Here is a 23,451-nt window from a genome sequence, read left to right as displayed (position 1 = left end):
GGCTGGACTTCACGCAGTAGTCAGGCCTCAGAGGCTACGGAGAACCGCTGTCACCTTGCCGAGGATCGTCGCGTGGGTGCCGTCGATCGGCTCGTACGCAGCGTTGTGCGGCAGCAGCCACACCTTGCCGTCCTTGCGGGAGAGCGTCTTGACCGTCGCCTCGCCGTCGATCAGCGCGGCCACGATCTCGCCGTTCTCCGCGGTCGGCTGCTGGCGGACGACCACGAAGTCGCCGTCGCAGATGGCGGCGTCGACCATCGAGTCACCGGAAACCGAGAGCAGGAAGAGGTCGCCGTTGCCGACCAGCTGCTTGGGCAGCGGGAAGACGTCCTCGACGCTCTGCTGGCTCGAGGTCTCCTCGGCCAGGATCGGGCCACCGGCCGCGATCCGACCGACCAGCGGGACCATGGCGGCGTCGGGGTTGGGGTTGACGGCGGCCTCGGCGGCGATCGTCGACTCGGCTGTGCTGGTCTCCTCGGGCTCGCCGGACATGGCCTTGCGGTGGGCCATCACCTCCGGGAGGAAGACCTCGAGGGCGCGGGGTCGCTTCGGGTCCTTGCGGATCAGACCACGCTGCTCGAGCGCGCGGAGCTGGTGGGCGACGCTGCTGGTGCTGGTCAGCCCGACCGCGGCGCCGATCTCGCGCATGCTGGGCGGGTAGCCGCGCTGCTCGATGCTGTCGCGCAGGTGAGCGAGGATGCGCTGCTGACGCGGCGTGAGCCCGGTCGCGTCCGGCGGCCCGTCGGGCAGCTCGCGGACGCGGCTCTTCTTCGAACCGCCTGATCCGGTGCCTGTCTTCTGCGTGGTCATGTCATCACATTAGTCCCTCTGGCACCACGACTTCAAACATCTGTTCGATCTCTTCTGCATCGCGTGTCGGCGGTCGAAAAATCTTGGGCGCGTTACTTGCGTTGTTCGAACACGTGATCTAACTTCGAACATGTGCTCGATCGAACACGTGATCGAGAGACTCATGATCTGGAGGCCTTGATGAGTGCAACCGTCTATGTGCTGCCCGTAGCCGAGCCGCCCCGTCCTGTGCGGGAGGAGCGCCGTTCGACCGTGCGGCTCACCCGGCGGGGACGGGTCGTCGTGTTCGCGTTCGCGCTCGTCGTCCTCTTCGGAATCGCGCTGATCGGGGCGCGGGTGGCGTTCGCGGCGGAGAACGGTGCCGAAAAAAGCTCCGGTTCCTCCGCCCACACGATGGTCGTCGGCGATGGCGACACCCTCTGGGACATCTCGGCGAAGGCCGTCGTCGGCACCGATGCTTCGATTCGGGAGATGGAGCAGGCGATCAAGGAGCTCAATGGCCTCGAGTCCTCGATGCTCCTTTCCGGGCAGACCCTGATCGTCCCGACTGCGCCGTAGGGCGCTCCACAGATGTCCGGCTGCTCCCTCACCCTGGCGGCCGGCCACCGGGAAGAAGTGAGAGTGCTGCAGACGATGGGAAGCGTCTGCAGCACTCTCGCTGTCTCCGGGTCAGTGGCGTCCGCGGTAGGGGCCGTCCGGCTCGGCCGGCGGCCACTGCTTGTTGCGGATGCTGTGGCGCGGTGGCCACTCCTCGTCCGGTTGGGCGGGCGGCTCCTGCGGCTGCCGCTGAGTCGGCATCGCCTGCGTCGCGCCCGGGTCCGGGGTCAGACGAGCCCTGGAGCCGGTCTGGCCCTGGCTGATCGGGGCAGGGTAGGAGCCCGACTGGTACTGCGGCGTTCCGGCCTGCTGGGTCGGATAGCTGTCGGTCGTGTATCCCTGCGCTCCGTACCTCGGGATGCTCTGTGGTGTCGAGGCCGGTGTCGAGGTCGGCGTGGTGGGGCTGGAGTAGTAGGGCTGCGGGGTCGGCGGGGGACTGGTCGGCGGCTGGTAGGCCGATGCGCCGTAGGCAGCCCGGCTGCCGGTGTTGCCGTATCCCTGGTCGTCTCCGGGATAGCCGTACGGCGACTGGGAGCCCGCGTCGGTGTAGGCCGAGCGACTCCCGGTGCCGCCGTAGGGCGGCTGGCTCCCGGTATCGGTGCTGTGTCGGGCGTAGGAGCCGGTGTCCTCGTAGCCGTAGGAGCCGGTGCCGTAGTAGTCCTGGTCCGAATAGGCCTGCTCGGAGTAGGCCTGGTTGGGGTAGTCCTGCTCCTCGACGTAGGCGTTGGAGTGGTTTCCGGCGTAGTCGTCGGTGGGCGGCGGGGTGGAGGAGCCGGTGAAGGCCCGCCAGGCCTTTCCGGCGAAGGTGAAGGTCAAGAAGAGACAGGCGACTGCGACGACCGCCGCGATGGCGAGCTTCACCCAGGCGCCGGAATCGCCTCCCCGTGCGTCGGCCCCGAAACCGACGGCGACCCACACCAGCACTCCCCAGATGATCAGGAATGCCAGTGTCGCGATCGCAGGCAAGATGAAAGGTGGCCGGGGACCGCTTCTAGGGCGCGTGCCTCTCCGCGACCCGACGCGATTTCCTCCGGAAATGTTTGTCACGGGGGTCATTCTTACGCATGGAGTCCAGCCCGGTGCCGTTGAACCGGAATCTTTCGGTGTTTGGCTCGGCGACACGCCGTGCAGGCGGGAAACCCGACGCTCGCTTGCATCGACTGAGGGGCGGGCGTACGGTTACCACTACATCTAGTAGTTACACGGCTGTAGTTATCCACATCTAGTTCACATGAACGGGTGGATGACTCACAGCCATGAGGGTGTTGTTCCACAGGGGTCCACGCTCGTATCCACAGGTTCCACAGGCTCGGGCCGCCGTTGAGACGGCCTGGATCCACAGGCTTCATGAGAGGGGCTCGACCGTGCACTGTCCGTTCTGCCGACACAGCGACACCAAGGTGCTCGACTCCCGTGTGGCCGAGGAGGGTGGCCAGATCCGGCGCCGCCGGGTGTGCCAGGAGTGCGGGAAGCGGTTCACGACCGTCGAGCAGATGCAGCTGATGGTGGCCAAGCGCTCCGGCGCAGCGGAGCCGTTCAGTCGCGACAAGGCGGTGCACGGCGTACGCAAGGCGTGCAAGGGCCGCCCGGTCACCGAGGACCAGCTCGCCTGCCTCGGCCAAGAGGTGGAGCAGGCGCTGCGCAGCCAGGGGTTGGCCGAGGTTCCCAGCCACGAGGTGGGGTTGGCGATCCTCGCGCCGCTGCGCGAGCTCGACGAGGTGGCGTATCTGCGCTTCGCCAGCGTCTACCGGGCCTTCGGGTCGGCGGACGACTTCGAGCGGGAGATCCAGATGCTGCGTACGGAACGGGAAGTCAAGAACTTCGAGGCAGAGCATCCGGTCGAGGCGCCGGTAGGCACCGACTAGATCACACAGACCGGCCCGGGCAGGCCGTGGGGAAGCGACCTGTCCGGGCCTCAAAACGGCAGAGCCAGCACGACTCAGAACAAGAAGTACGAAGCCCGAACGGGCGCAACAGGAGACTCCACCATCAGCACCGACCAGCAGCACGGCACAGCGATCGATGACAACAGGGGGAACGGAATGACAGACACAGCAGCAGAGGCACAGGCATCGGCGAAGGCGGGCGCCGGGCTGAAGATCGAGCGGATCTTCAGCACCGAGGGCGTCCACCCGTACGACGAGATCACCTGGGAGCGACGCGATGTCGTCCAGAAGAACTGGAAGACCGGCGCGACCGTCTTCGAGCAGACCGGTGTGGAGTTCCCCGACTTCTGGTCGATCAACGCCTCGACGATCGTGACGACCAAGTACTTCCGCGGTGCGCTCGGCACCGAGAAGCGTGAGCAGAGCCTGAAGCAGCTGATCGACCGGGTCGTGAACACCTACGTCGCCTCCGGCAAGGAGAACGGCTACTTCGCCTCCGACGCCGACGCCGATCTCTTCGGTCGCGAGCTCACCTGGCTGCTGGTCAACCAGCACTTCGCGTTCAACTCGCCGGTCTGGTTCAACGTCGGCACCGAGTCCCCCCAGCAGGTCTCGGCCTGCTTCATCCTCTCGGTCGACGACTCCATGGACTCGATCCTGAACTGGTACAAGGAGGAGGGCCTGATCTTCAAGGGCGGCTCCGGTGCCGGTCTCAACCTCTCCCGCATCCGCTCCTCCAAGGAGCTGCTGAAGTCCTCCGGCGGCACCGCCTCCGGCCCGGTCTCCTTCATGCGTGGCGCCGACGCGTCCGCGGGCACCATCAAGTCCGGTGGCGCCACCCGCCGCGCGGCGAAGATGGTCGTGCTCGACGTCGACCACCCCGACATCGAGGAGTTCGTCGAGACCAAGGCGCGCGAGGAGGACAAGATCCGCGCGCTGCGCGACGCCGGCTTCGACATGGACCTGGGCGGCAAGGACATCTCGTCCGTGCAGTACCAGAACGCCAACAACTCCGTGCGCGTCTCCGACGAGTTCATGCGTGCCGTCGAGGAGGGCAAGAAGTTCGGCCTCCGCGCGCGCACCACCGGTGAGGTCATCGAGGAGGTCGACGCCCGCGAGCTGTTCCGCAAGATCTCGGTCGCCGCGTGGGAGTGTGCCGACCCGGGCCTGCAGTACGACGACACCATCAACGACTGGCACACCAACCCGGAGACGGGCCGAATCACCGGCTCCAACCCGTGCTCGGAGTACATGTCGCTGGACAACTCCTCCTGCAACCTGGCGTCGCTGAACCTGCTGAAGTTCCTCAAGGACGACGACACCTTCGACGCCGTGCGCTTCGAGCAGGCCTGCGAGGTCGTCTTCACCGCGATGGACATCTCCATCTGCTTCGCCGACTTCCCGACCGAGGCGATCGGCCAGACCACCCGCGACTACCGCCAGCTCGGCATCGGGTACGCCAACCTCGGCGCGCTGCTGATGGCGATGGGTCTCGGCTACGACTCCGAGGGTGGCCGCACCATGGCTGCCGCCATCACCTCGCTGATGACCGGCGCCGGCTACAAGCGCTCGGCCGAGCTGGCCGGTGTCGTCGGTCCGTACGCCGGTTACGCCCGCAACGCCGAGGCCCACCTGCGGGTCATGCGCAAGCACCAGGCCGCCAACGACGCGGTCCGCTCGATCAACCCGGTCGACCGCAACATCATCGACGCGGCGACCAAGGTGTGGGCCGACGTCATCGAGATCGGCCGGGTCAACGGCTTCCGCAACGCCCAGGCCTCGCTGCTCGCGCCGACCGGCACCATCGGCTTCATGATGGACTGCGACACCACCGGCATCGAGCCCGACTTCTCGCTGGTCAAGTTCAAGAAGCTCGTCGGTGGCGGCTCGATGCAGATCGTCAACCAGGTGATCCCGCGGGCGCTGAAGAAGATGGGCTACCAGCCCGAGCAGATCGAGGCGATCGTCGACTACATCGCCGAGAACGGCCACGTCATCGACGCGCCGGGCCTGCGCCAGGAGCACTACGAGGTCTTCGACACCGCGATGGGCAAGCGCGCGCTGAAGCCGATGGGCCACGTACGCATGATGGCCGCGACGCAGCCGTTCCTCTCCGGTGCGATCTCCAAGACGGTCAACCTGCCCGAGACCGCGACGGTCGAGGAGATCGAGCAGGTCTACATGGAGTCGTGGAAGCTGGGCCTGAAGGCCACCGCGATCTACCGCGACAACTGCAAGGTCGGCCAGCCGCTGGCCGACGGCAAGTCGGAGGGTGCGAAGAAGGACCAGGGTCTCTCCACCGCTGCCGCCGCTGCTGCCGTGGCTGCTGAGGCCGAGGTCGAGCCCGAGGTCGTCGAGAAGATCATCGAGAAGATCGTCTACGCGCCGACCCGCAAGCGCCTGCCGAAGTCGCGCGTCTCGCGCACCACCTCCTTCACGGTCGGTGGCGCCGAGGGCTACATGACCTCCGGTGCCCACGCCGACGGCGAGCTCGGTGAGGTCTTCCTCAAGCTCGGCAAGCAGGGTTCGACCCTGGCCGGTGTCATGGACGCGTTCTCCATCGCGGTCTCCGTCGGCCTCCAGTACGGCGTTCCCCTGGAGACCTACGTCTCCAAGTTCACCAACCTGAAGTTCGAGCCCGCCGGTCTGACCGACGACCCGGACGTACGCATGGCGCAGTCGCTCATGGACTACGTCTTCCGCCGGCTGGCGCTGGACTACATGTCCTTCGAGGACCGCTCGGCGCTCGGCATCTACTCGGCCGACGAGCGTCAGCGCTACCTCGAGACCGGCTCGTACGAGCAGCTCGCCAACGGCGGCACCACCGCCGCCGAGCTCGTCCAGAAGCCGGCTCAGGAGCGCAAGGCCGCCCCGGAGGCGAAGTCCGAGGTCGTCGACGCCGACATCAAGGAGGAGGTGGCTGCGGAGGAGGCGCCCAAGGGCGAGGCCAAGACCGCGCACACCACCGCCGAGCTGCTCGAGTCGATCAGCGGCATGGCCATCGACAGCCCGCTCTGCTTCACCTGCGGCACCAAGATGCGCCCCGCCGGCTCCTGCTACGTCTGCGAGGGCTGCGGCTCGACGTCTGGTTGCAGCTGAGCCTGAAGTCTGAGTGAGTCCGGTCCCGCACCCGAGTTTCTGGGTGCGGGACCGGACTCATGTGTGGGGTCCTAGGGTTGCGCGGGTGGATCCATCGAGCGCTGGGGCCGGGTATCGCGGGGACGACTTCTACTGCGACGTCGCGATCCCGCACCCCGACCGGCTCGAGGTGGTTCACGAGGACGATCGGGTGCTGGCGTTCCACCACACCCGGCCGTTCTGGGCTGTTCACATCGTCGTCGTTCCCAAGCGGCACATCCCGTCGTTGACCGCCGCGACGGCTGCTGACGAGGCGGATGTCCGTGCCCTGCTCGAGCTGGTGCAGGCGGTGGCGCGCGAGGTGGAGTCGACGCACGGTGCCGCCGCAGTCCTCACCAACCTGGGTGCGTACCAAGACTCCAAACACCTCCACGTCCACATCCACAGTGGGAACCGCGTCGTCGCACCGTGACGTGGGACTTCTGGTGTCACTGGGTGACGCCAGGACTCCCAGGTCCGGAGGGTATGCGGACGTAGTTGTCGCGGTTCCAGCCGGACTCGTCCAGGACGAAGCGGAGGAGCACGGAGTCGCCTGTGCCGACCAGGTCGGGGGCGAGGTCGTTCATCGTCGAGGAGCCGAGGCCTGGGACGCACGCATCGAGGGCCTGCCTCCTTCTCGCCTCGGTGGTAGATGGTCCGGTGATCGTGATGCCGTCGACGCGGGAGTCGCGGTGGGTGGCGTCAGGACTCCCAGATCGTCCTCGAATACCCTGCGGCGTGTGAGAGACGAGGATCTGGCCGAGGTGATGGCGCTCGAGCGCGAGCTGCAGACTGCGGCGGTTCGCGCGGACCAGGAACGACTCGTCGGACTGCTGGCGCCAGACTTCGAGGAGATCGGGGCCTCGGGGCGGGTGTGGGACCTCCAGTCGATTCTGGGGATGCTCTTGGCCGAGGATGACGAGACTCCCGACATCGAGGTCCACGGACTCATCGGGCGCGCGATCACGGAGGACGTGGTGATCCTGCGGTGGCAGTCGGTCAGAGGCGATCGCCGGGTCCAGCGAACCTCTCTCTGGCAGCGACGTCCCGAAGGTTGGCGCCTGGTCCACCACCAAGGAACACCCGCGTTCTGACCAGGTGCGGGAGAAACAAACCGACGACGTTGGAGTCTCGGTGTCACTGGGTGACCCTTCGACAAGCTCAAGACACCGCCTCAGAACTCCCAGGTCGCCAGGTCACAGCCTTTGCCACAGGGGAGCGGAGTGCCTGTCCAGCCTCGGTTCTTGAGTATCTGGCTGACTCTGGCGGCGGTGCGGCAGGCGGTGTCGTAGACCTGGGGCCAGCGGAGCCTCGCTGTGGCACGACCGCCTCGGGCCAGGTCGTCGAGGTCGCGGTCGGCGTCACGGCCCTGAGCTTTCCAGGACTCATGGTTGAGTCGGCCGTCCAGCTCGACGACGAGGCCGTACGCCTCGTACTCGACGTCACGGAACTCTCGGCCGTTCGGCGTCTGACGTGGGCTCTGGCGGGTGCCAGGCGGCAGGCCGTGGGCGCGTTCGACGCGGATGAGGTAGGCGTGCTCGAGGACCGAGCAGGCGCCGGCGTCGATGTCGGCGAGGAGATCGATGACGAAAGCGCGGCGGGAGAGTCGCGGGTGGCGCTTGAGGGCGGTGCGTACGGCATTGGTGGTCACGCCGCGGCGGCCGATGGTGTCGGCCAGGAGGCCGATGACCTCCATCTCGGAGGTTGCGCCCCGGGCTCGGAGGAGGGCGTTGTCCTCGAGCTTGAGGCGGGGTGGGCGTGCGCCGGCGAACATCTGGCGGGAGAGACCGACGACTCGGTGGACGACGATGCCGGGTGGTGGGTCGAGGCGGCGGGTGTGGTCGATGGCTACGTGGATGGGGCCATGGGACTCGTCGGTGAGCTTCGGCTCGAGAACGGATGGTCCGCACAGCGCCGCCGGCCCGGCGTAGAGGACCGCTGCCCAGGCGCGCTGGCGCCAGGTGAGGGGGCCGGTGTGGGTGACATAGACGCCACGGTGGACAGGTTGCAGCTCGCGGCGCCTGATCGCGCGACGGATGCCGTTCGGGCTGTATCCACCCCAGGTGAGCTGGGCCCGGCTGGCGACGCCGTCCTGCAGCTCCAGCTCACGGGCAGCCCACATTCGCCGCGCTGCGAGATCGCGAGCGGTGCGCTCGGCATCGATGTCGGTGTCCATCGTCCTGCCTTTCGAACGCCCGTCTCCGGTTTCCCGATGCTGTCTCTCGAGACGATAGGTGCGGCCACCGACAGTCTTGTGAGGATCGTGTAGGCGCTGGTCAGTAGGCCAATTACTGTCCACAGGCGAGTTGGGGATCGAGTTATCCACAGGTCCGTCGAAGAGGGTGGCGGAGACATGCGGATCGGAGATCTGCTGGTCCCATGCCCAAACGAAAGAAGCGCGAGAAGGCGCCCCGGCCGCGCAACAGATTCGGGGACCCTCGGCGGCGGTCGTTCGCCGAGAAGGTGGTCGACAGTCCCTACTGGCCGGCGATGTTCGCGGTGAACGACGCCGAGGCTCGAGGTGATGTGAAGGCGGCCCTGGAGATCGTTCGGCGGACCACCGACCAGCTCGACAAGGAGCAGTTCTGGCATCCGTCGCGACTCGAGCGGCTCGAGCAGATGTGGCTGCTCGGGGCGCTCATCCCCCGATGGGCCCACTCGCGGTGGCTCCTCGCCCAAGCGCTGCAGGGGACCCATTCGCGCAACAAGTGGCGGATGGCGAAGGCGATCAACCTCGCTCTGGACGTCCGTGGCGGACCCCATCCCGGCCGCGACCGCGAGGAAGACCGGATCCAGATCTTGGATCGCGACTGGGTCTACCGCCAGACGTTCCTCTACGACCTCGGCGGGCTCGAGGCGTTTCTGCGCCACGACGCGTCTGGCGACCTCATCGCCGGCGCCGACCGGATCTGGGAGTGGGCGCGGGCGCCGATGCGCGGCGTACGTCTGCTGGCGCGCGAGCCGCGGCAGCTGCTCTGGGAGGATCCGGCGACCGGAGAGCAGTTGTCGACGATCAACATCGGCGCAGGACTCCTCGTCGATGACGGCGAGTGCGTGATCGGCCGGAGCGTGCCGATCGACGGCGGCCGGATGTTCGAGACGGCCCCGCTGCGGGTGCCTGAGGAGGTGGCGTACGCCGTCGCGGACGAGCCCGAACGGTGGATCGACGCGCTGCGGGATGCGAGCGAGCGGCCCGAGCATGACCCGGGGGAGATCTGGACGCACCGTGGTCTGCGCGACTACGGCCTGCTCACCGACATTCCCTACGGGCTGGCCAATCTCGCCATGGATGCGGGCCTGCACGCGTTCCGAAACCCAGACGAGGAGCATGACGAGCTCGATGAGCTGTTCGACCACGCCGCCGACTATCCAGCGTGCCTGGCCGCGTGGCTGGTGCGGCCGGCGACGATCAAGGCGCTGCGTGGGGGTGTGCCGGTGGAAGGCCTTGCCGCGCTCGGCGGGTTCATCGACTTCGTCCACGAACCAGCCGCGAGCCTCATCCGCGAGCTGACCGACCATCACGAGGAGGCCGCCTGACATTCCGCAAGAATCCCGCACTCGACCCCGAGGTTTGGCTTAGTTTGATTGCAGTCGAGACGTGGGGGTCGCCATGGCTGCACAGCAGGCCGCATCGGACACCGAGCCTCAGCTGAGCCGTCGCCGGATCAACCTGATCTTCGGCACCGTGCTCCTCGGCATGCTGCTCGCGGCGCTCGACCAGACGATCGTGTCGACCGCTCTGCCGACGATCGTGGCCGATGTCGGAGGCGCCGGCCACCTGTCATGGGTGGTCTCCTCCTACCTGCTGGCCGAGACCGTGGCGACCGTGCTCGCCGGAAAGTTCGGCGATCTCTTCGGCCGCAAGCTGCTGCTGCAGGTCTCCGCCGGGCTCTTCATCCTGGCCTCGGCGGCGTGCGGCTTCGCGACGGACATGGCCTGGCTGATCGGTGCGCGAGCTGTCCAGGGCATCGGCGCCGGCGGACTGATGGTGACCGCGACGGCGCTGATCGGCGACATCATCCCGCTGCGTGAGCGCGGGAAGTATCAGGGCGCGCTCGGTGCCGTCTTCGGCGCCACCACCGTCCTCGGCCCGCTCCTCGGCGGGCTCTTCACCGACCACCTCTCCTGGCGCTGGGCGTTCTACATCAACCTGCCGCTCGGGATCGCGGTGATCGCGATCGCCAGCCTCACGCTGCCGCAGATCGCCCGCGGGAAGCGCCCGTCGATCGACTACCTCGGCATCCTCTTCGTCGGTCTCGGCGCCTCGATGTTGACGCTGGCGGTCAGCTGGGGCGGGACGGAGTACGCCTGGGGGTCGGCGACCATCATCGGCCTGTTCGTCGGCTCCGCCGTCGCCTTCGCGATCTTCGTGTGGGTCGAGTCGCGGGCGGTGTCGCCGATCCTGCCGCTGCGACTGTTCCGGGACCGGGTGTTCACGGTGAGCGTCCTGCTCTCGTTCATCGTCGGCTTCGCGATGCTCGGCGCGATGACCTACCTGCCGACGTATATGCAGTATGTCCACGGCGTCTCCGCGACGTCGTCGGGAATCCGCACTCTGCCGATGGTCATCGGCCTGCTGGTGACCTCGACGCTCGCGGGGTCGATCGTGGGCCGGACGGGGCGCTACAAGATCTTCCCGGTCGCCGGGGCGCTGATCATGGCCTTGGGGCTCTATCTGCTCTCGACCATGGACGCCGACACCAGCACCTTGATGATGTCGGTCTACCTGCTGATCATGGGCATGGGTGTCGGCCTGAGCATGCAGATCCTCACGATCATCGTGCAGAACACCGCGGCCTACGAGGACCTGGGTGTGGCCACCTCCGGGGTCACCTTCTTCCGGACGATGGGAAGCTCGTTCGGAGCCTCGATCATGGGCACCGTCTACGCCAACGAGCTCGCCGATCGGCTGCCGGCTGCGATCGCCTCGGCAGGGGTCTCCGCCGACGCGGTCGCGACGCCCGCCGCGCTCCATGCGTTGACCGACGCCCAGAGCGCTCCGATCATCGACGCCTACGCGGAGACGCTGCATCTGGTCTTCCTTGCCGCGGTGCCGGTCGCCGGGCTGGCGTTCCTGCTCGCGCTCTTCCTCAAGGAGGTGCCGCTGCGCGGCACCTCGCGGGCCGCCGCGACCGACGCGGGCGACGGTTTCGCGATGCCCAGCTCGTCCGACAGTGCGACGCGGCTCGCCGTCGCCGTCGCCCAGCTGGTCCGCCGTCAGCCGCCGGAGACCTTCACGATGCTGCGGGAGTCGGCGGTCGACCTCGGCGCGGCGACCGCATGGTGCGTACGTCAGGTCGGGATCCGTGAGCGGGTCGGGGCTGACACCTCGCTGGTGGCGATCGGCCATCGCCTCGGGATGCCCGGTGAGGTGCTGGCGCCGGCGTTCGCCGCTGCCGCCGCGCAGGGCTACCTCGCCGGTGACGAGACGGCGTACGCGTTGACGGAGGCCGGCCGGGCGGAGCTGGACGAGCTGGTCGCCGCCTTCAAGGCATGGCTCGCCGCCGAGCTCTCCGACTGGGGCGCCGACGACGCCAAGCTCGACGCGGCGCTCGCCGCCCTCTCCCGCAGGATCGTCGACGACGAGCAGGATCTGCAGAACGCCGGGACCGCCTTGATGCCCCGCCCATAGAGGCTTTTACCCTTGTCGTGTTTGAAATCGGCGAAACGGGGTAGGACGAAGACATGACCGAAGACATGCACGTCGATCCCGACGATCTCAGGTCCATCAAGAACACGCTCAACACCGCCGGCGGCGACCTCTTCAAGCAGGCCGAGCCGCTGCAGAAGACGCCGGACGTCGGCGAGTCGTCCTCCGAGGTCGCGACCGCGCTGGCGTCGCTGGCGGCGGCCGTCGGTGGCATGTCCGAGGGCCTCGGTTCGCTCAGCGACGGCGTACAGAATGCTCTCGACCACGCGACCACCAGCGACGAGGCGGCCGGCGAGGCGGGCCGGCGTCAGGAGCAGAAGGTGAGGGGCAGCTGATGCCTGAGGCGATGGACACCAAGGTCTACGGCGACGCGGCGGCGGCGCAGACCGCGGCGGACGCGTGCACGACCGCCAAGGATGCGGTCGGCGATGCGCTCGACGACCTGGGCAAGGCGATCAAGACCGCCGGCTCGTGGAAGGGCCAGGCCGGTGCCGCCTTCGAGACGAAGGCGGAGAAGCGCAAGAGCGACCTACGTCAGCTCGAGTCGCGCATCGAGGCCATGGGCAAGGGCCTCTCCACGTTCTCGGGTGACCTCAAGGCGGTCGAGACCAAGATGTCCACGATCCGCGCCGAGGCCAGCGGCGCCGGGCTGACGGTCAGCGGCACCATGATCTCCCCGCCGACCGACCCGGGCGAGAGCGCGTCCGAGGGCGACGTCAAGGCTCACAACACCAAGGTCGAGAAGTGGAACGCGCTGGTCAGCCGGGTCGAGACGGCTCGCAAGGACGAGGACAACGCCCACGAGGACCTCGGCAAGGCGATCTCGAAGTCGACCGGTGACGGCTGGATCGAGGACCGCCTCGAGGACCTGGGTCTGCTGCCGAAGGACTTCTCTGACGGCATGCAGATCGGTGCGTACGCTCTGGGCCTGGCCGGCCTCGGCGCCGGCGCCGGCATCGACTGGATGGTGAAGAGCCGCTACGGCGTTTTCCAGCCGCGCGTCAACGGAAACTTCGCCAGCCCGGCGAGTCTGACCAAGCTCGAGCGTGCCGCGAAGGTGCTCAGCGACAAGAACTGGCACGCGAAGGCCTACAAGGCAGAGGTACGCGGCAAGTGGCTGACCGCGGGCAAGTGGGCGACCCGCGCCGGCTGGGTGGTCACGGCCGGCACCTCGGCGTGGGAGCAGTGGCAGAAGGACGCCGACGACCCGTCGCTGTCGACGACCGAGCGCGTGAGCCGCACCGTGAGCACCTCGGCGATCACGACCGCAGGCGCCGCGGGTGGCGCCTGGGCCGGTGCCCAGGCCGGAGCCGCCATCGGCAGCATCTTCCCCGGACCGGGAACGGTCATCGGCGGTGTCGTCGGCGGTCTGGTCGGCGGTGCGATCGGCTCCGGGCTGGCAGGCAAGGCGGCCGACTTCGTGGTCGACGAGGCCGGTGAGCTCGGTGAGGCCGTCGTCGACGGGGTCAGCGACTTCGCGGAGGGCGCCGGCGAGGTAGCCTCCGATGTCGGCGACGCCATCACCTTCTGGGACTAGGACCGCAATGATCTGGGCCGTACTCATCCTGGCCGCCGGTGCCATCGGCGCCGGGGTCAGCATCTGGCAGCATCTCGGGCTCTCGGCCGGCGCCCGCTCCTGGGCGAGCTCGTGGAACCGGGGCGGAGTGGGCGAGGACGTCGTCCTCATCCATCTGCCCTGCATCTCCGCGCTGGCCATCACCGGCTCGACGGCGTTCGGGTTGGTGCCGGAGCAGACCGCGGCGTGGACGATCATCGGTGGGCTCTTCCTGCTCACCTGCCTCGTCTACCCGCTGCTGGTCATCCTGCCGACCCCGCCGTTCATCAAGCCGAAGTGGTATCGCGAGTCGCAGCCGAAGAAGAAGCGCACCGCGGGAAAGAAGTGACCGTGCCCGAAAGCTCCGACGACCAGACGACCATGACCCTCCCGGACGGCTGGGAGAGCGTCGAGCCACCCGAGGGCGTACGCTTCCTGGCGCTCGCGCCGGTCGACGGCACCTTCCGCGCCAACATCACGGTGACCGCGCAGACCAACGGTGACCTGGGGTTTCGCGACTGGCAGGTCGGCTCGGAGATGGCGTTCGCCGAGATGATGCCGGGCTACACGCCGATCGACCTCGAGCGACTCACGATCGCGGGTCAGGAGGCGGGGCGGCGGTTGGCGATGTACGACGGGCCGGGCGAGACCGCGCTGACCATGGAGCAGTGGTTCGTGGCCATCGACGGGGTCGGCCACACCCTCACCGCGACGGTTCCGACCAGTGCCTACGCCACCTGGGCCGCCCAGATCGACGCCACCGCTGCGACCTGGAGCCCGGCATGAGCGCCGCGGCGGAGGTCGCCTGGATCCTGGCCGGTCCCGGCGGGCGGCTCGAGCACCGCGCCACGGTCGGCCCCGAAGGCATCCACCTCGAGCTGGGCGTCGACGGCACCCGTACGCAGCCCCTCGACCTCCCGCGCGGTCACCTCGTCCCGAGCCTGGTCCGCACCCTGAAGATCCGTCCGGTCAAGGGCGCGGCCGGGTCAGTGCGTCCTTTCCCGACTGCCCGGATGGCCGAGCTGCTGGGCGAGGACCAGGCCGTCCGAGACGCGGCCCTGTACGAGGTCAGCGCCCGCACCGCCTGGTCGATCACGGTCGGCTCGTGGCAGCTCGCCGGTGTCAACGGCTCCGATGGGGTCCATCTCGCCCTGGGCGACAAGCTCACCCCGATGACCAACACCGCCTTCTACCGCCTGCTCTGCCAACAGCTCGGCGCCTACTGAACGATGAGATGGCGCCGGTGCTCGACGGTCGCGGCACTCCTCGTCGCGCTGAGCGGCTGCGGGTCGGCTGTGCCGGGATTCGAGGACGGTGGCGAGCCGCCCGACCCGAGCTCGCCGGCAGCCACACCCGACGTCGACTTCTCGGCCGACATCGAGGCCGACCCGACGACGGTCGCGGTGACCTACACGGTCACCAACAACGAGGCGACCGAGGTCTTCGTCGCAGACCGGACGCTGGTCTCGTCGGGGGCAGGGACGAAGCTGTCGACCGCCCCGTACGTCACCGCCGAGAGCAGTGAGGACGGCCCCGTCCTGGTGCTCTCTCATCGAGCGTTCCCCTGGCCGCCAGGCGTCGAGCTGGCAGTCGCGCCCACGGGTGGCGGTCACCTGTTGGCTCCGGGGGAGACGTTGACGGTCGAGACCGGCACCGACCTCCCGGCGACCCGCAACCAACCCTTCGGGGACGATCTCGGGCACGGGAAGATCACGCTGCCTCAGGAGCTGGTGGCCGTACGCTTCTGCGTCGGCGTGGTCGCCTCGCCGATCCCGTCCGCGCCGAAGGTCGAAGAAACCGACGGGGGTCTCACCTTCGCGCACGGCAACGCCGGTCACGATGCGCAGCATCTGTTCTGCAGCGCGACCGAGCCGTTGGCTACTGATCCCTCTTGAGGGTGAGGGTCGCGAAGTCGGCTCCGAGAATGCGGAAGGCGTCGACGAGGAGCCCGGCGACGAGCGACGCTTCGGCCCGGGGGACCGTGCGCCAGTAGTGCGGCGCCGCCGGAGCCGGCGCGATCGGGTCGGTCTCGTCGGGCGTCAGCCAGCCGGCCGCGCGAACCGCCTGGTGCTGGTCGGCGGAGGCCTCCCAGGTGCCGCCGATGTGCTGCGTACCGGCGAACTCGGCGTAGAGCACGTCATCCACGCACAGCACCTGTCCCCAGCGTGACGGCGCAGCTGACCGGGATGCCTTCGACCTGAGCCGGGCCAGGAATCCGGTCGGCTCCGGGGCCGAGGGCTCGGGCTCGCTGATGATCACGAACTCCTGCTGCCGGAGGCCGGCGAGCTCAGAGGTGATCCGTTCCTGCCACTGCGTTGCGTCCACCGGTCCATCCAAGCAGGGAATGGACGGCGGACCGATCTCAACCGTGAGCGTCGGTTGACGACAGCGGTCCTGGGCTGGCTACGTTGAACAGGTGGCGAAGAACCGGAAGAAGGCCGACCACCCCCGACGCCCGAGGATCGAGCGCAGGGAGGTGACGACGCGCGCCGAGGACATGCCGTTGATGAAGGAGTTCAAGCGAGCCCTGTACGCAGACCATCCCCTCGACCTCCTTGCTCTCGTGTCCTCGGTGATGGAGTTGGCCACGGTTCCGCCGCATCCGTTCGAGGACAAGCCGCAGGGCCCGGGACTGGCCGAGCTGGTCGAGAGCTTCCTCGGCACGGACCTGGCGCCCTCGACCGCCGCGCTGCACGTGATCGCAGCACTCACCGACGACGACGAGCTCGCGGGCCGGATCCGAGAAGCGCTGGCGACACGTACGCAACCTATGCCGGGGTGGCTGCGTGACCTGGCTGCGGCGAAGGTTGACCGCGTCGTGGAGATGAAGGACGCGGCGCTCCTGGACGGCGAGAACTACTACATCGGAGTCGAGCTCGCCGACGGGTCCGCGTTCACCTTCGTTGCCTACGTCGACAACAACCTCGGGCGGGTTCTCAAGGACGGTTTCGTGGTCCCGGAGGCGCTGGACGAGACGGTGCTGATGGTCAGCGCGCACCCCGAGCGAGACTCCGACCTGACCTTCGGCCATGTCGATCCGGCATGGGCACGGGCATACGTCGAACGGGCCGTCGACGTTGGTGCGATGACGTTTCCGCCGCTCACGTCGGAGGCCTGGCCTCAAGCCCGTCCGCTGCTGCGCTGGGCGCTGCGGCTGCTGCCGGAGGGTGGTGTGCTCCCTGAACAAAAGCCGATGTCCGAGGCAGCGAAAGAGGCACTGATCGAGGAGTTCGTGGCTTCGCCCGAGGGCAAGGCGTACGCCGCCGACCCCGAGGCCCGCGGGCTCGTCGGTCCGCTCATCTGGCTCGGCACCGAGTACGGCAACGGCGACCCGCTCCGGTGGAGTCCGGTGCGAGCGGAGATGCTGCTGGCCGACTACTTCCCGCGCAAGGTGAGGGCACCGCTCGAGGAGATGGTGCTGCTGCCGGACGTCCTGACAGCATGGGTACGTTTCGGCCACCGCCTCCGCGGCATCCGCCGGGACCGCACCGAGGAGACCGTTCGGGCCATCGCTGCGTGGACTCCGACGTACCTGTCGCGGATTCCGCAAGGTGGCGGCTACGGTTTCGGGCCCGGCCAGCTAGCGGACCTGGTCGGTGGACGCGAACCGCTCGATGCTCTGAACGCCGATCCGCTCCCCGGCGATGAGCCCTTCGACTGGACCGGCGTACGCGAGGACATCCGCCCGAAGATCGAGGAGATCCTGGCCCTGTGCGATGCCTCCGCCGAGCGCGATCTCGACCTCGAGCACCGCACCGCCAACCGTCGGCTCCTGCACCGTCTCGCGGTCGCCGACCCCGATTACTTCCTCGGCCGCGCTGCGGCCCGTACGTCTGCTGCTGCGGTCGCGTGGATGATCGCTCACGCCAACGACTCCGTCGGCCCTTACACCCACGTGACTGTCGGTGAGCTCCTGGAACCGTTCGGTGTGAAGTCGGCGTCTCAGCGAGCCAGCCGGTTCCGCAAGATGCTCGGGTTGCCTGAGCACTTTCCCGCGGACGGTGCGATGGTCCTCGGCACCGCAGACCTGCTCGTCTCCGGCCGCCGGGCCGAGATCATCGCCGACCGCGACGGGATCGACCCCCTCGATCTCCTCCTCGACGAGCTCGCCGACCTGGGCGATCTCGACGAGGACGAGGACCTCGAGGACTGATTCCGGCCGCTCGTTCTCGCAGATCAGGTCGTCTGTGAGAAGTCGAAGAGCGCGATCGGGGCCGAGGTCGGCTCCTCGGACCCTCCGTCGGGCTCGACGGTGATCCCGGCGGCGCTCGCGTCCGCGGCGTCACCCTCGAGGACGATCGTCTGGTCGCTGTCGTCGGGCATCAGGCCGGCCGGGACCATGACGTCGTCGTGCTGGAGCCAGAGCTCGTAGACCTTGCCGTCAGGTGCCGGCGGCATGTCGGAGGTGACCAGCACCGCCTTGCCCTCCGAGACCGAGCGGACGATCCGGGCATGAGCACCGCGAGGCAGCTCGACCGCGACGGTCGTGGCGTCCTCGGCGCTCAGCACGCGCTCGGCCGTCGAGACGGTCTGGGTCGAGTCGTCGCGGGTCAGCTCGACCACGGCGACCGTGCCGGTGCCGACGATCGCCAGCACCGCCGCTGCGGCCGCGAGCAGGCGCCACCCTCGGCGACGAGGTCCGGCTGAGCCCGAGGGGCTGGAGGGAACGGAGCTGTCGGCGTGAAGCGCAGCGCCGATACCCTCGATGCTGGACGGAGTCTCGGGCGGCAGCGGGCGGATCTCCTTGATGCCCGCGAGGAGCCGATCACGCATCTCCGGCGGCGGAGCGACGTCGGTCAGCGCACCGAGCAGGCCGGCGCTCTCCTGCAGGCTGGCCACCTCGGCGCGGCAGTCCGCGCAGACCGCCAGATGCTGCTCGAAACGGGCACGTTCGATGTCGTCGAGGGCGTCCACGGCGTACGCACCGGAGAGAGCGTGGATGTCTTGCGTTGTCATTGGTTCACTCCCATCGCGTCGCGAAGCCTGATCAGCCCGTCCCGGATACGGGTCTTTGCGGTGCCGACCGGCAGCTCGAGCATGGCGGCGACCTCAGTGTGGGTGTAGCCGCCGAAGTACGCCAGCTGTAATGCCTCGCGTTGAGCTGCGGTCAGGGTTTCCAGTGCGGCATGGACCCGGCGAGCCTCCAGCGAGCTCTCCGCCGCTTCGGCAGTGGTGTCGTGCGGCGGAGCATGCGTGGTGCCGTGGTAGGCGGTGTCGTTGCGGCCGGCGGACTCCGCCGACCTGACCCGGTCCACCGCACGACGATGAGCCAGCGTCAGGAGCCACGAATGGGCACTGCCGAGGTTCTCGTCGTAGCGGCTGGCTTGGCGCCACACCTGGAGGAAGGCCTCCTGGGTGACCTCTTCGGCCTGGGCCCGGTCACGAACGACTCTGAGCACGAGCCCGTGGACTCGAGCGGCGGTCTGGTCGTAGAGGGCCGCGAAGGCGGCTTCGTCGCCTCGGGCGATGCGACGCAGGAGCCCCGCAAGCCCGGGCGACCCGGTTCCCTCCGGCGACGGGTCGCCGGAGGGAACTGAGCTGAGCGGTCTCATGTGTCGATCCTCGCGGATATCCGGTTGGATGTCTTGATCAGGGCATCAGCACGGTGTCGACGACGTACACCGTGGCGTTGGCGGTCGGGATGTTGCCGCAGAGAACCTTGGCGTTCTCCTTGCCGACGGTGAACTCCTCGCCCTCTCCCTCGACGGTGATCATGGTTCCGGCCAGGGTCTCGTGCTCACCCGCGACCTCTTCGGGGCTGAGCTGTCCGGCCACCACGTGGTTGGTGAGGACCTTGGTCAGCGTGGGCTTGTCCGCCAGCACCGCGTCCAGGTCGGCCTTCGGGATCTTCGCGAAGGCGTCGTCGGTCGGCGCGAAGACGGTGAGCGCGTCCGCACCGTTGAGGGTGTCGACCAGGTCGGCCTCGCCGACGGCCGTCACGAGCGTCTTGAGCAGCGGGTTGGCGCTGGCAGCGGACGCGACGGGTGCGGTCGCCATGCCGTTGAACGAGCCTTCGCCCTCGGCGGGGATCAGCTTGCAGCCCTCGCCGAAGGTCTCCGCGCCGGCCTCGGTCGCCTCGGTCTCCTCCGACGTGGACTCGGACGACTCGGAGGTGCCGGAGCCGCTGGAGCCGGAGTCGCTGTCGTCAGAGCCGCAGGCCGAGAGGCCGAGACCCATCATGAGAGCCAGGGAGGCGGCGACGCCGCCGGTGCGCGTGATGGTGTTGAGCTTCATGAGAGAGCCTTTCAAGGAATGTTGCTTCTCTTGCTGTCATGAGTGCTTCGGCGTGCTCGCCGAAGCGGATTTCCTCCAGCGGGTTTTCTTTCTGCGGACTTTCAGCCGACGGTGACGACGATGTCCTGGATGCCGCTGGAGCCTTCGGGGAACGGAGTGGCCCGGTCGGTGCTCTGCAGCGTTCCGTCGCGGTCGGTGACGCGGACGGCCAGCTGATGGCTGCCTTCCTCGGCGACCCAGGGCAGATACCACTGGCGCCAGTAGTCGATCCCGGCGTCCGGGCCGAGCTCGGCTGGCTGCCAGCGACCTCCGTCGATGCGTACCTCGACCTTGGCGACCCCGTGCTGCTGGGCCCAGGCGACCCCGCCGATCACGGTGCGACCCGCCGGGATGTTGCTCAGCGGTCGCGGCGTGTCGATCCGGCTGGACAGCTTGATCGGGGCGTCGGTGGCCCAGTCACGGTCGGTCCAATAGGCGGTCGCGGCGTCGTACCTGGTCAGGGTCAGCTTGGTGACCCACTTCGTGGCGCCGACGTAGCCGTAGAGACCGGGTACGACCAACCGTGCCGGGAAGCCGTGGGTGCGGGAGAGGACCTCGCCGTTCATGCCGAGGGCGATCATCGCGTTGCGCCCGTCCAGCGCGGCCTCGAGCGGGGTGCTGATCGTGAAGCCCTCGACATCGGTCGAGAGGATCTGGTCGGCACGATCGCCGATGCCGGCCTCTTCGAGAAGGTCCTTGAGCGGTACGCCGGTCCAGCGGGCGGCGCCGACCAGCTTGCCGCCGACCTCGTTGGAGACGCAGGTCAGGGTGATGTCGTGCTCGACGTTCTCGCGTTCGCGCAGATCGTCGTAGCTGAAGGTGAGCTCCCGCTCGACGTCCCCGTCGATCGTCAGCGTCCAGCTGTCCTGGTCGACGATCGGGACGGCGAGCTTGGTGTCGACCCGGTAGAAGTCACGGTTGGGTGTGCGGAACGAGGAGATCCCGTCGTACGTCTCCTCCAGGCCGGTCGGCAGCGCCGGCAAGGGCTTGCCGACCCGGGGCAGCTTGAGGTTGGCGATCGCGGTGCGGCTGCGCACGACCAGCTCTCCGCCGGCCGCGGCCGCCGCAGAGAGCAGCGTCAGGGCGCCGAACCCGATCAGGACGTTGCGGCGGGTGGAGAGGCCCCCGCTCTCGGCGTCCGTCGGGTGAACGGTCGGGCCCTCGGGCGTCTGGCCCGGAGTGTGCTCTTCGGCGGCGTTCAGAGCGCGGGTCAGGACCACCAGCGCGGCAGGCCCGAGGACGAGCGCCACGAGCGTGGGGATCAGGTCGCTGGCCTTGAAGAGCGGCTGCAGGACCACTGCGGCTCCGGGGAGCAGAACCAGGCCCGCGAGGAGCAGGACGCCCAGCCGCAGCCGTCGTCGGGCGACGACGCCGATCACGGCGGCGAACGCGATCGTGGCCAGCAGCACGCTGCCGATCAGGATCGGCTTGTCCGCGTGGCCGAGCTCGCGTACCGCCCACTCCTTGACGGGAGTGGGCGTCGCGTTGATGACCGCGGTGCCGACCGCGAGCGCTGGAGATGACGCCGGGGTCAGCAGCGCGGCCGTGAGGTGGGCGACGGACATGCCGACCACCCCGGCGAGCACGCCTGCGGCGGCATGGGCGATGGTGCGGCGATTCAGTCGTCTCATGGCGGGGGTTCGTGCCCGAGCCCCGATCGGATTTGATGCCGCGAGCGCGGAGACGCTCCGGGAACCGCCTAGTCGGAGTCGCGCATCTTGGCGAGCCTGGCCCGCAGCCCGGCCTCGCGATGCGCGTTGGCGCGCAGACCGACGTACGCATCGCCGTAGACCCAGAGCAGCGCGTCGTCGAGCCGCCGGACCGCACCCGGCGGATAGCGGTAGTCCATCCGCGCCATCAGGGTCTCCTCGTCGACCGAGCGCAACGCCTCGCCGAGCTCGGTCAGCGAGGTGATGCCGAGCTCGAGGATGACGCCGGAGATCCAGCCGTAGTGGTCGGTCCGCGACCAGCCGGCGTCGGCGTACTGTCCCGCCAGGAACGCTGCCAGCTCACGCGGGCTGATCCGCGGGTCGTCGTCGAGGGCCTCCGTGCCGGCGGCTGCCGCGCCCTCCCGGAGCCGATCCCTGATCGTGGAGAACTCCCGGTCGGCGAGCTCGAGCAGGCCGGCGGCGAGCGTGAACCGTCGGTCGAACTCGGGGACGTGCTCGCTGGGGATCGTGCCCTTGTAGCGGATGTCGTGCTCGAACTCGGCCCAGGCGTGCTGCAGCACGGTGCGGATCTGGATCTGCGCCTGACGGCCTCGCAACAGCTCGTACGCCGCCTGGCTCTCGCGCGCGGGGTCGAGACTGACCAGCAGATGGCGGCTGGCATACCCGAACCGGCCCTCGCTCGCGGTCTCCTCGCCCATGTCACGGTCGTCGTGGACCACCACCTGGTCGTCGAGGAGGTCGACGACCGCCTGGACGTCGCTGTGGACGTAGGTGATCACCCGCAGCCCGATCTGGTCGGTGATCTGGCGGAGCGGGTCGGTGAAGACCTGCCGTCCGTCGACGGTACGAGCCGCCTTGGCCGCGAACGACGCGACCGACTTCGCGCGCGAGGTCACGGTGAGGTAGTTGATGCCGGCGTCGTCGAGGATCGAGGTCACCAGCTGTACGTACTGGTCGGCTGCTTCTTGCAGCGTCGGCTGCATCGCGGCGTACTCACGGACCGCGGTCGTGGGGTCGTGGGCCTTCGCCCCGGCCCGCCCACGGGGTGTCGGGGTGAGATCGTCGGGCAGCGTCGGAGTGACGATGTAGCCGGTGGCGAAATCGCCGTAGGTCGTGGTCCGGTCCGGTGCGCGGGTCGCGAACAGGCCGATGTAGGCGCACAGCACCGCGTCGACCTGGTCCTCGACCACGCGCAGCTCGCTCTTGCGCACCGCACTCTCGGCGGCCGCTCGCAGGGTCTTCCAGGACGGGTTGTCGAGCAGCAGCGGCGGGTCGGCGCTGGCGAGACCCTCGACCAGACCGAGCAACATGATCAGCTCGGCGCGGAGCTGGTCGATGTCACGCCCCGACTTGTGCTTGTACTTCAGCGTGCGGCCCAGGCGGAAGAGGGCGACGGTGGCGGGGTGGGGGTAGACCTCGATCGCCCGGCGCCGCCGGCCGGACCGGGGGTCCATGTCGAGCCCGAGCCGAGCCGCGATCCGGGCGCCTCGAGGCTGCTCGCTGAACTCCGACTTGCTGGTGTTGGAGGGGTGCGCGCCGGCGTCGAAGCGGGCGAAGTCCTTGTTGAGCGCGGCCTCGGCCGGACGGTTCCCGGTGGGGTTGGTGACGATCAGGGGAGCATCGATCGCGACCAGACAGTCGTTGTCGGCGTAGGGCTCCAGGGCGGCGACGATCTCGTCGTCGGTCTTGGCGGCAGAGACGTGCACGAGGCGGCCCTCCTCGTCCAGGACGGCCAGACCGGTGGGCCTGCGCACGCCCCAGGCGAGGTCGACTCCGAGGAAGTACATGGGGCCAGACTGCCCTGCCTGCGACGATTTGTGGCAACTCCACGCGGCTGGCGCCGCTGGTCGGCCGAGCTCCGCCGGTCGAGCCGGGTTCGTGAGGAACGAACGA

24 protein-coding genes are annotated in these 23,451 nt (G+C 68.6%); 14 read left to right on the top strand and 10 right to left on the bottom strand.

Translation table 11 applies throughout. The annotated features are described in order from the left end of the window. Positions 1-27: 27 nt before the first annotated feature. The gene (lexA, locus tag IEY84_RS02345; RefSeq protein WP_221208438.1) at positions 28-810 is read right to left on the bottom strand and encodes a transcriptional repressor LexA; all 783 of its coding nucleotides are present in this window, start codon (positions 808-810) and stop codon (positions 28-30) included. 180 nt (positions 811-990) lie between these two features. On the opposite strand from lexA, the gene IEY84_RS02340 reads away from it, so the two are divergent. After that, positions 991-1,368 (top strand): LysM peptidoglycan-binding domain-containing protein, encoded by a 378-nt coding sequence (locus IEY84_RS02340; RefSeq protein WP_183541857.1) that lies wholly within the window; start codon positions 991-993, stop codon positions 1,366-1,368. A gap of 111 nt (positions 1,369-1,479) precedes the next feature. Here the strand turns inward: IEY84_RS02340 and IEY84_RS02335 are convergent, their stop codons facing one another. Next, on the bottom strand, positions 1,480-2,373 hold the full coding sequence (locus IEY84_RS02335; protein ID WP_183541856.1) for a hypothetical protein: 894 nt from the start codon (positions 2,371-2,373) through the stop codon (positions 1,480-1,482). A 398-nt stretch (positions 2,374-2,771) separates the two neighbouring features. Here IEY84_RS02335 and nrdR point away from each other — a divergent pair, with 398 nt between their 5' ends. The 3 genes from nrdR (at position 2,772) to IEY84_RS02320 (ending at position 6,843) form a co-directional block, all read left to right on the top strand. After that, positions 2,772-3,272: a transcriptional regulator NrdR gene (nrdR, locus tag IEY84_RS02330; RefSeq protein ID WP_183541854.1), complete on the top strand. Its 501-nt coding sequence runs from the start codon at positions 2,772-2,774 to the stop codon at positions 3,270-3,272. Between the two features lie 177 nt (positions 3,273-3,449). Beyond that, the gene (locus tag IEY84_RS02325) at positions 3,450-6,392 is read left to right on the top strand and encodes a vitamin B12-dependent ribonucleotide reductase (RefSeq protein ID WP_183541852.1); all 2,943 of its coding nucleotides are present in this window, start codon (positions 3,450-3,452) and stop codon (positions 6,390-6,392) included. Positions 6,393-6,477: 85 nt separating this feature from the next. Then, positions 6,478-6,843 carry an HIT domain-containing protein gene (locus IEY84_RS02320; protein WP_183541850.1) on the top strand — a complete coding sequence of 122 codons (366 nt, stop codon included), beginning with the start codon at positions 6,478-6,480 and terminating at the stop codon, positions 6,841-6,843. Between the two features lie 16 nt (positions 6,844-6,859). On the opposite strand, the gene IEY84_RS02315 is transcribed toward IEY84_RS02320, so the two are convergent. Beyond that, on the bottom strand, positions 6,860-6,997 hold the full coding sequence (locus tag IEY84_RS02315) for a hypothetical protein (protein WP_183541848.1): 138 nt from the start codon (positions 6,995-6,997) through the stop codon (positions 6,860-6,862). A 153-nt stretch (positions 6,998-7,150) separates the two neighbouring features. Here IEY84_RS02315 and IEY84_RS02310 point away from each other — a divergent pair, with 153 nt between their 5' ends. Continuing rightward, positions 7,151-7,504, top strand: coding sequence for a nuclear transport factor 2 family protein (locus IEY84_RS02310; RefSeq protein ID WP_221208437.1), 354 nt, complete (start codon positions 7,151-7,153; stop codon positions 7,502-7,504). A gap of 80 nt (positions 7,505-7,584) precedes the next feature. Here the strand turns inward: IEY84_RS02310 and IEY84_RS02305 are convergent, their stop codons facing one another. After that, entirely contained in the window at positions 7,585-8,586 is a 1,002-nt protein-coding gene (locus IEY84_RS02305; protein ID WP_183541846.1) for a type IV toxin-antitoxin system AbiEi family antitoxin domain-containing protein, read from the bottom strand. Between the two features lie 203 nt (positions 8,587-8,789). On the opposite strand from IEY84_RS02305, the gene IEY84_RS02300 reads away from it, so the two are divergent. The 8 genes from IEY84_RS02300 (at position 8,790) to IEY84_RS02265 (ending at position 15,510) form a co-directional block, all read left to right on the top strand. Then, positions 8,790-9,947: a hypothetical protein gene (locus IEY84_RS02300; RefSeq protein ID WP_183541844.1), complete on the top strand. Its 1,158-nt coding sequence runs from the start codon at positions 8,790-8,792 to the stop codon at positions 9,945-9,947. Positions 9,948-10,020: 73 nt separating this feature from the next. Beyond that, a complete protein-coding gene (locus IEY84_RS02295) occupies positions 10,021-12,042 on the top strand; it encodes an MDR family MFS transporter (protein ID WP_183541842.1) in 2,022 nt (673 codons plus the stop codon). Between the two features lie 53 nt (positions 12,043-12,095). Beyond that, positions 12,096-12,395, top strand: a complete 300-nt coding sequence (locus IEY84_RS02290; protein WP_183541840.1) for a hypothetical protein — start codon at positions 12,096-12,098, stop codon at positions 12,393-12,395. Then, complete coding sequence (locus IEY84_RS02285; RefSeq protein ID WP_183541838.1) at positions 12,395-13,597, top strand: glycine zipper domain-containing protein; 1,203 nt, start codon at positions 12,395-12,397, stop codon at positions 13,595-13,597. Before IEY84_RS02290 ends, IEY84_RS02285 begins: the two co-directional genes overlap by 1 nt. 7 nt (positions 13,598-13,604) lie before the next feature. Continuing rightward, complete coding sequence (locus IEY84_RS02280; protein WP_183541837.1) at positions 13,605-13,964, top strand: hypothetical protein; 360 nt, start codon at positions 13,605-13,607, stop codon at positions 13,962-13,964. Positions 13,965-13,966: 2 nt separating this feature from the next. Further along, entirely contained in the window at positions 13,967-14,401 is a 435-nt protein-coding gene (locus IEY84_RS02275; RefSeq protein ID WP_183541836.1) for a hypothetical protein, read from the top strand. Continuing rightward, positions 14,398-14,841 (top strand): hypothetical protein, encoded by a 444-nt coding sequence (locus IEY84_RS02270; protein WP_183541835.1) that lies wholly within the window; start codon positions 14,398-14,400, stop codon positions 14,839-14,841. Before IEY84_RS02275 ends, IEY84_RS02270 begins: the two co-directional genes overlap by 4 nt. Positions 14,842-14,844: 3 nt before the next feature. Continuing rightward, positions 14,845-15,510, top strand: a complete 666-nt coding sequence (locus IEY84_RS02265) for a hypothetical protein (RefSeq protein WP_183541834.1) — start codon at positions 14,845-14,847, stop codon at positions 15,508-15,510. Here IEY84_RS02265 and IEY84_RS02260 read toward each other — a convergent pair. Next, positions 15,494-15,940: a TY-Chap domain-containing protein gene (locus IEY84_RS02260; RefSeq protein ID WP_183541833.1), complete on the bottom strand. Its 447-nt coding sequence runs from the start codon at positions 15,938-15,940 to the stop codon at positions 15,494-15,496. The genes IEY84_RS02265 and IEY84_RS02260 overlap by 17 nt on opposite strands. Positions 15,941-16,031: 91 nt before the next feature. On the opposite strand from IEY84_RS02260, the gene IEY84_RS02255 reads away from it, so the two are divergent. Beyond that, on the top strand, positions 16,032-17,768 hold the full coding sequence (locus IEY84_RS02255) for a hypothetical protein (protein WP_183541832.1): 1,737 nt from the start codon (positions 16,032-16,034) through the stop codon (positions 17,766-17,768). Between the two features lie 23 nt (positions 17,769-17,791). On the opposite strand, the gene IEY84_RS02250 is transcribed toward IEY84_RS02255, so the two are convergent. The 5 genes from IEY84_RS02250 to IEY84_RS02230 all read right to left on the bottom strand — a co-directional run bounded on the left by IEY84_RS02250 (position 17,792) and on the right by IEY84_RS02230 (position 23,345). After that, on the bottom strand, positions 17,792-18,571 hold the full coding sequence (locus tag IEY84_RS02250; protein ID WP_183541830.1) for an anti-sigma factor: 780 nt from the start codon (positions 18,569-18,571) through the stop codon (positions 17,792-17,794). Beyond that, positions 18,568-19,167: an ECF RNA polymerase sigma factor SigK gene (sigK, locus tag IEY84_RS02245; RefSeq protein WP_183541828.1), complete on the bottom strand. Its 600-nt coding sequence runs from the start codon at positions 19,165-19,167 to the stop codon at positions 18,568-18,570. The genes IEY84_RS02250 and sigK overlap by 4 nt, the downstream gene beginning before the upstream one ends. A 37-nt stretch (positions 19,168-19,204) precedes the next feature. Next, positions 19,205-19,849, bottom strand: a complete 645-nt coding sequence (locus IEY84_RS02240) for a fasciclin domain-containing protein (RefSeq protein WP_183541826.1) — start codon at positions 19,847-19,849, stop codon at positions 19,205-19,207. A 101-nt stretch (positions 19,850-19,950) separates the two neighbouring features. Further along, positions 19,951-21,519, bottom strand: a complete 1,569-nt coding sequence (locus IEY84_RS02235; protein ID WP_183541824.1) for a molybdopterin-dependent oxidoreductase — start codon at positions 21,517-21,519, stop codon at positions 19,951-19,953. A 68-nt stretch (positions 21,520-21,587) separates the two neighbouring features. After that, the gene (locus IEY84_RS02230) at positions 21,588-23,345 is read right to left on the bottom strand and encodes a DUF429 domain-containing protein (protein WP_183541822.1); all 1,758 of its coding nucleotides are present in this window, start codon (positions 23,343-23,345) and stop codon (positions 21,588-21,590) included. Positions 23,346-23,451: the final 106 nt, after the last annotated feature.

The sequence above is a fragment of the Nocardioides albus genome, from assembly GCF_014648255.1.
In the GTDB taxonomy this organism is placed as follows: domain Bacteria; phylum Actinomycetota; class Actinomycetes; order Propionibacteriales; family Nocardioidaceae; genus Nocardioides; species Nocardioides albus.
The sequence above is the reverse complement of the archived record's forward strand: the minus strand, read 5'-3'. Positions and strand labels throughout refer to the sequence as shown.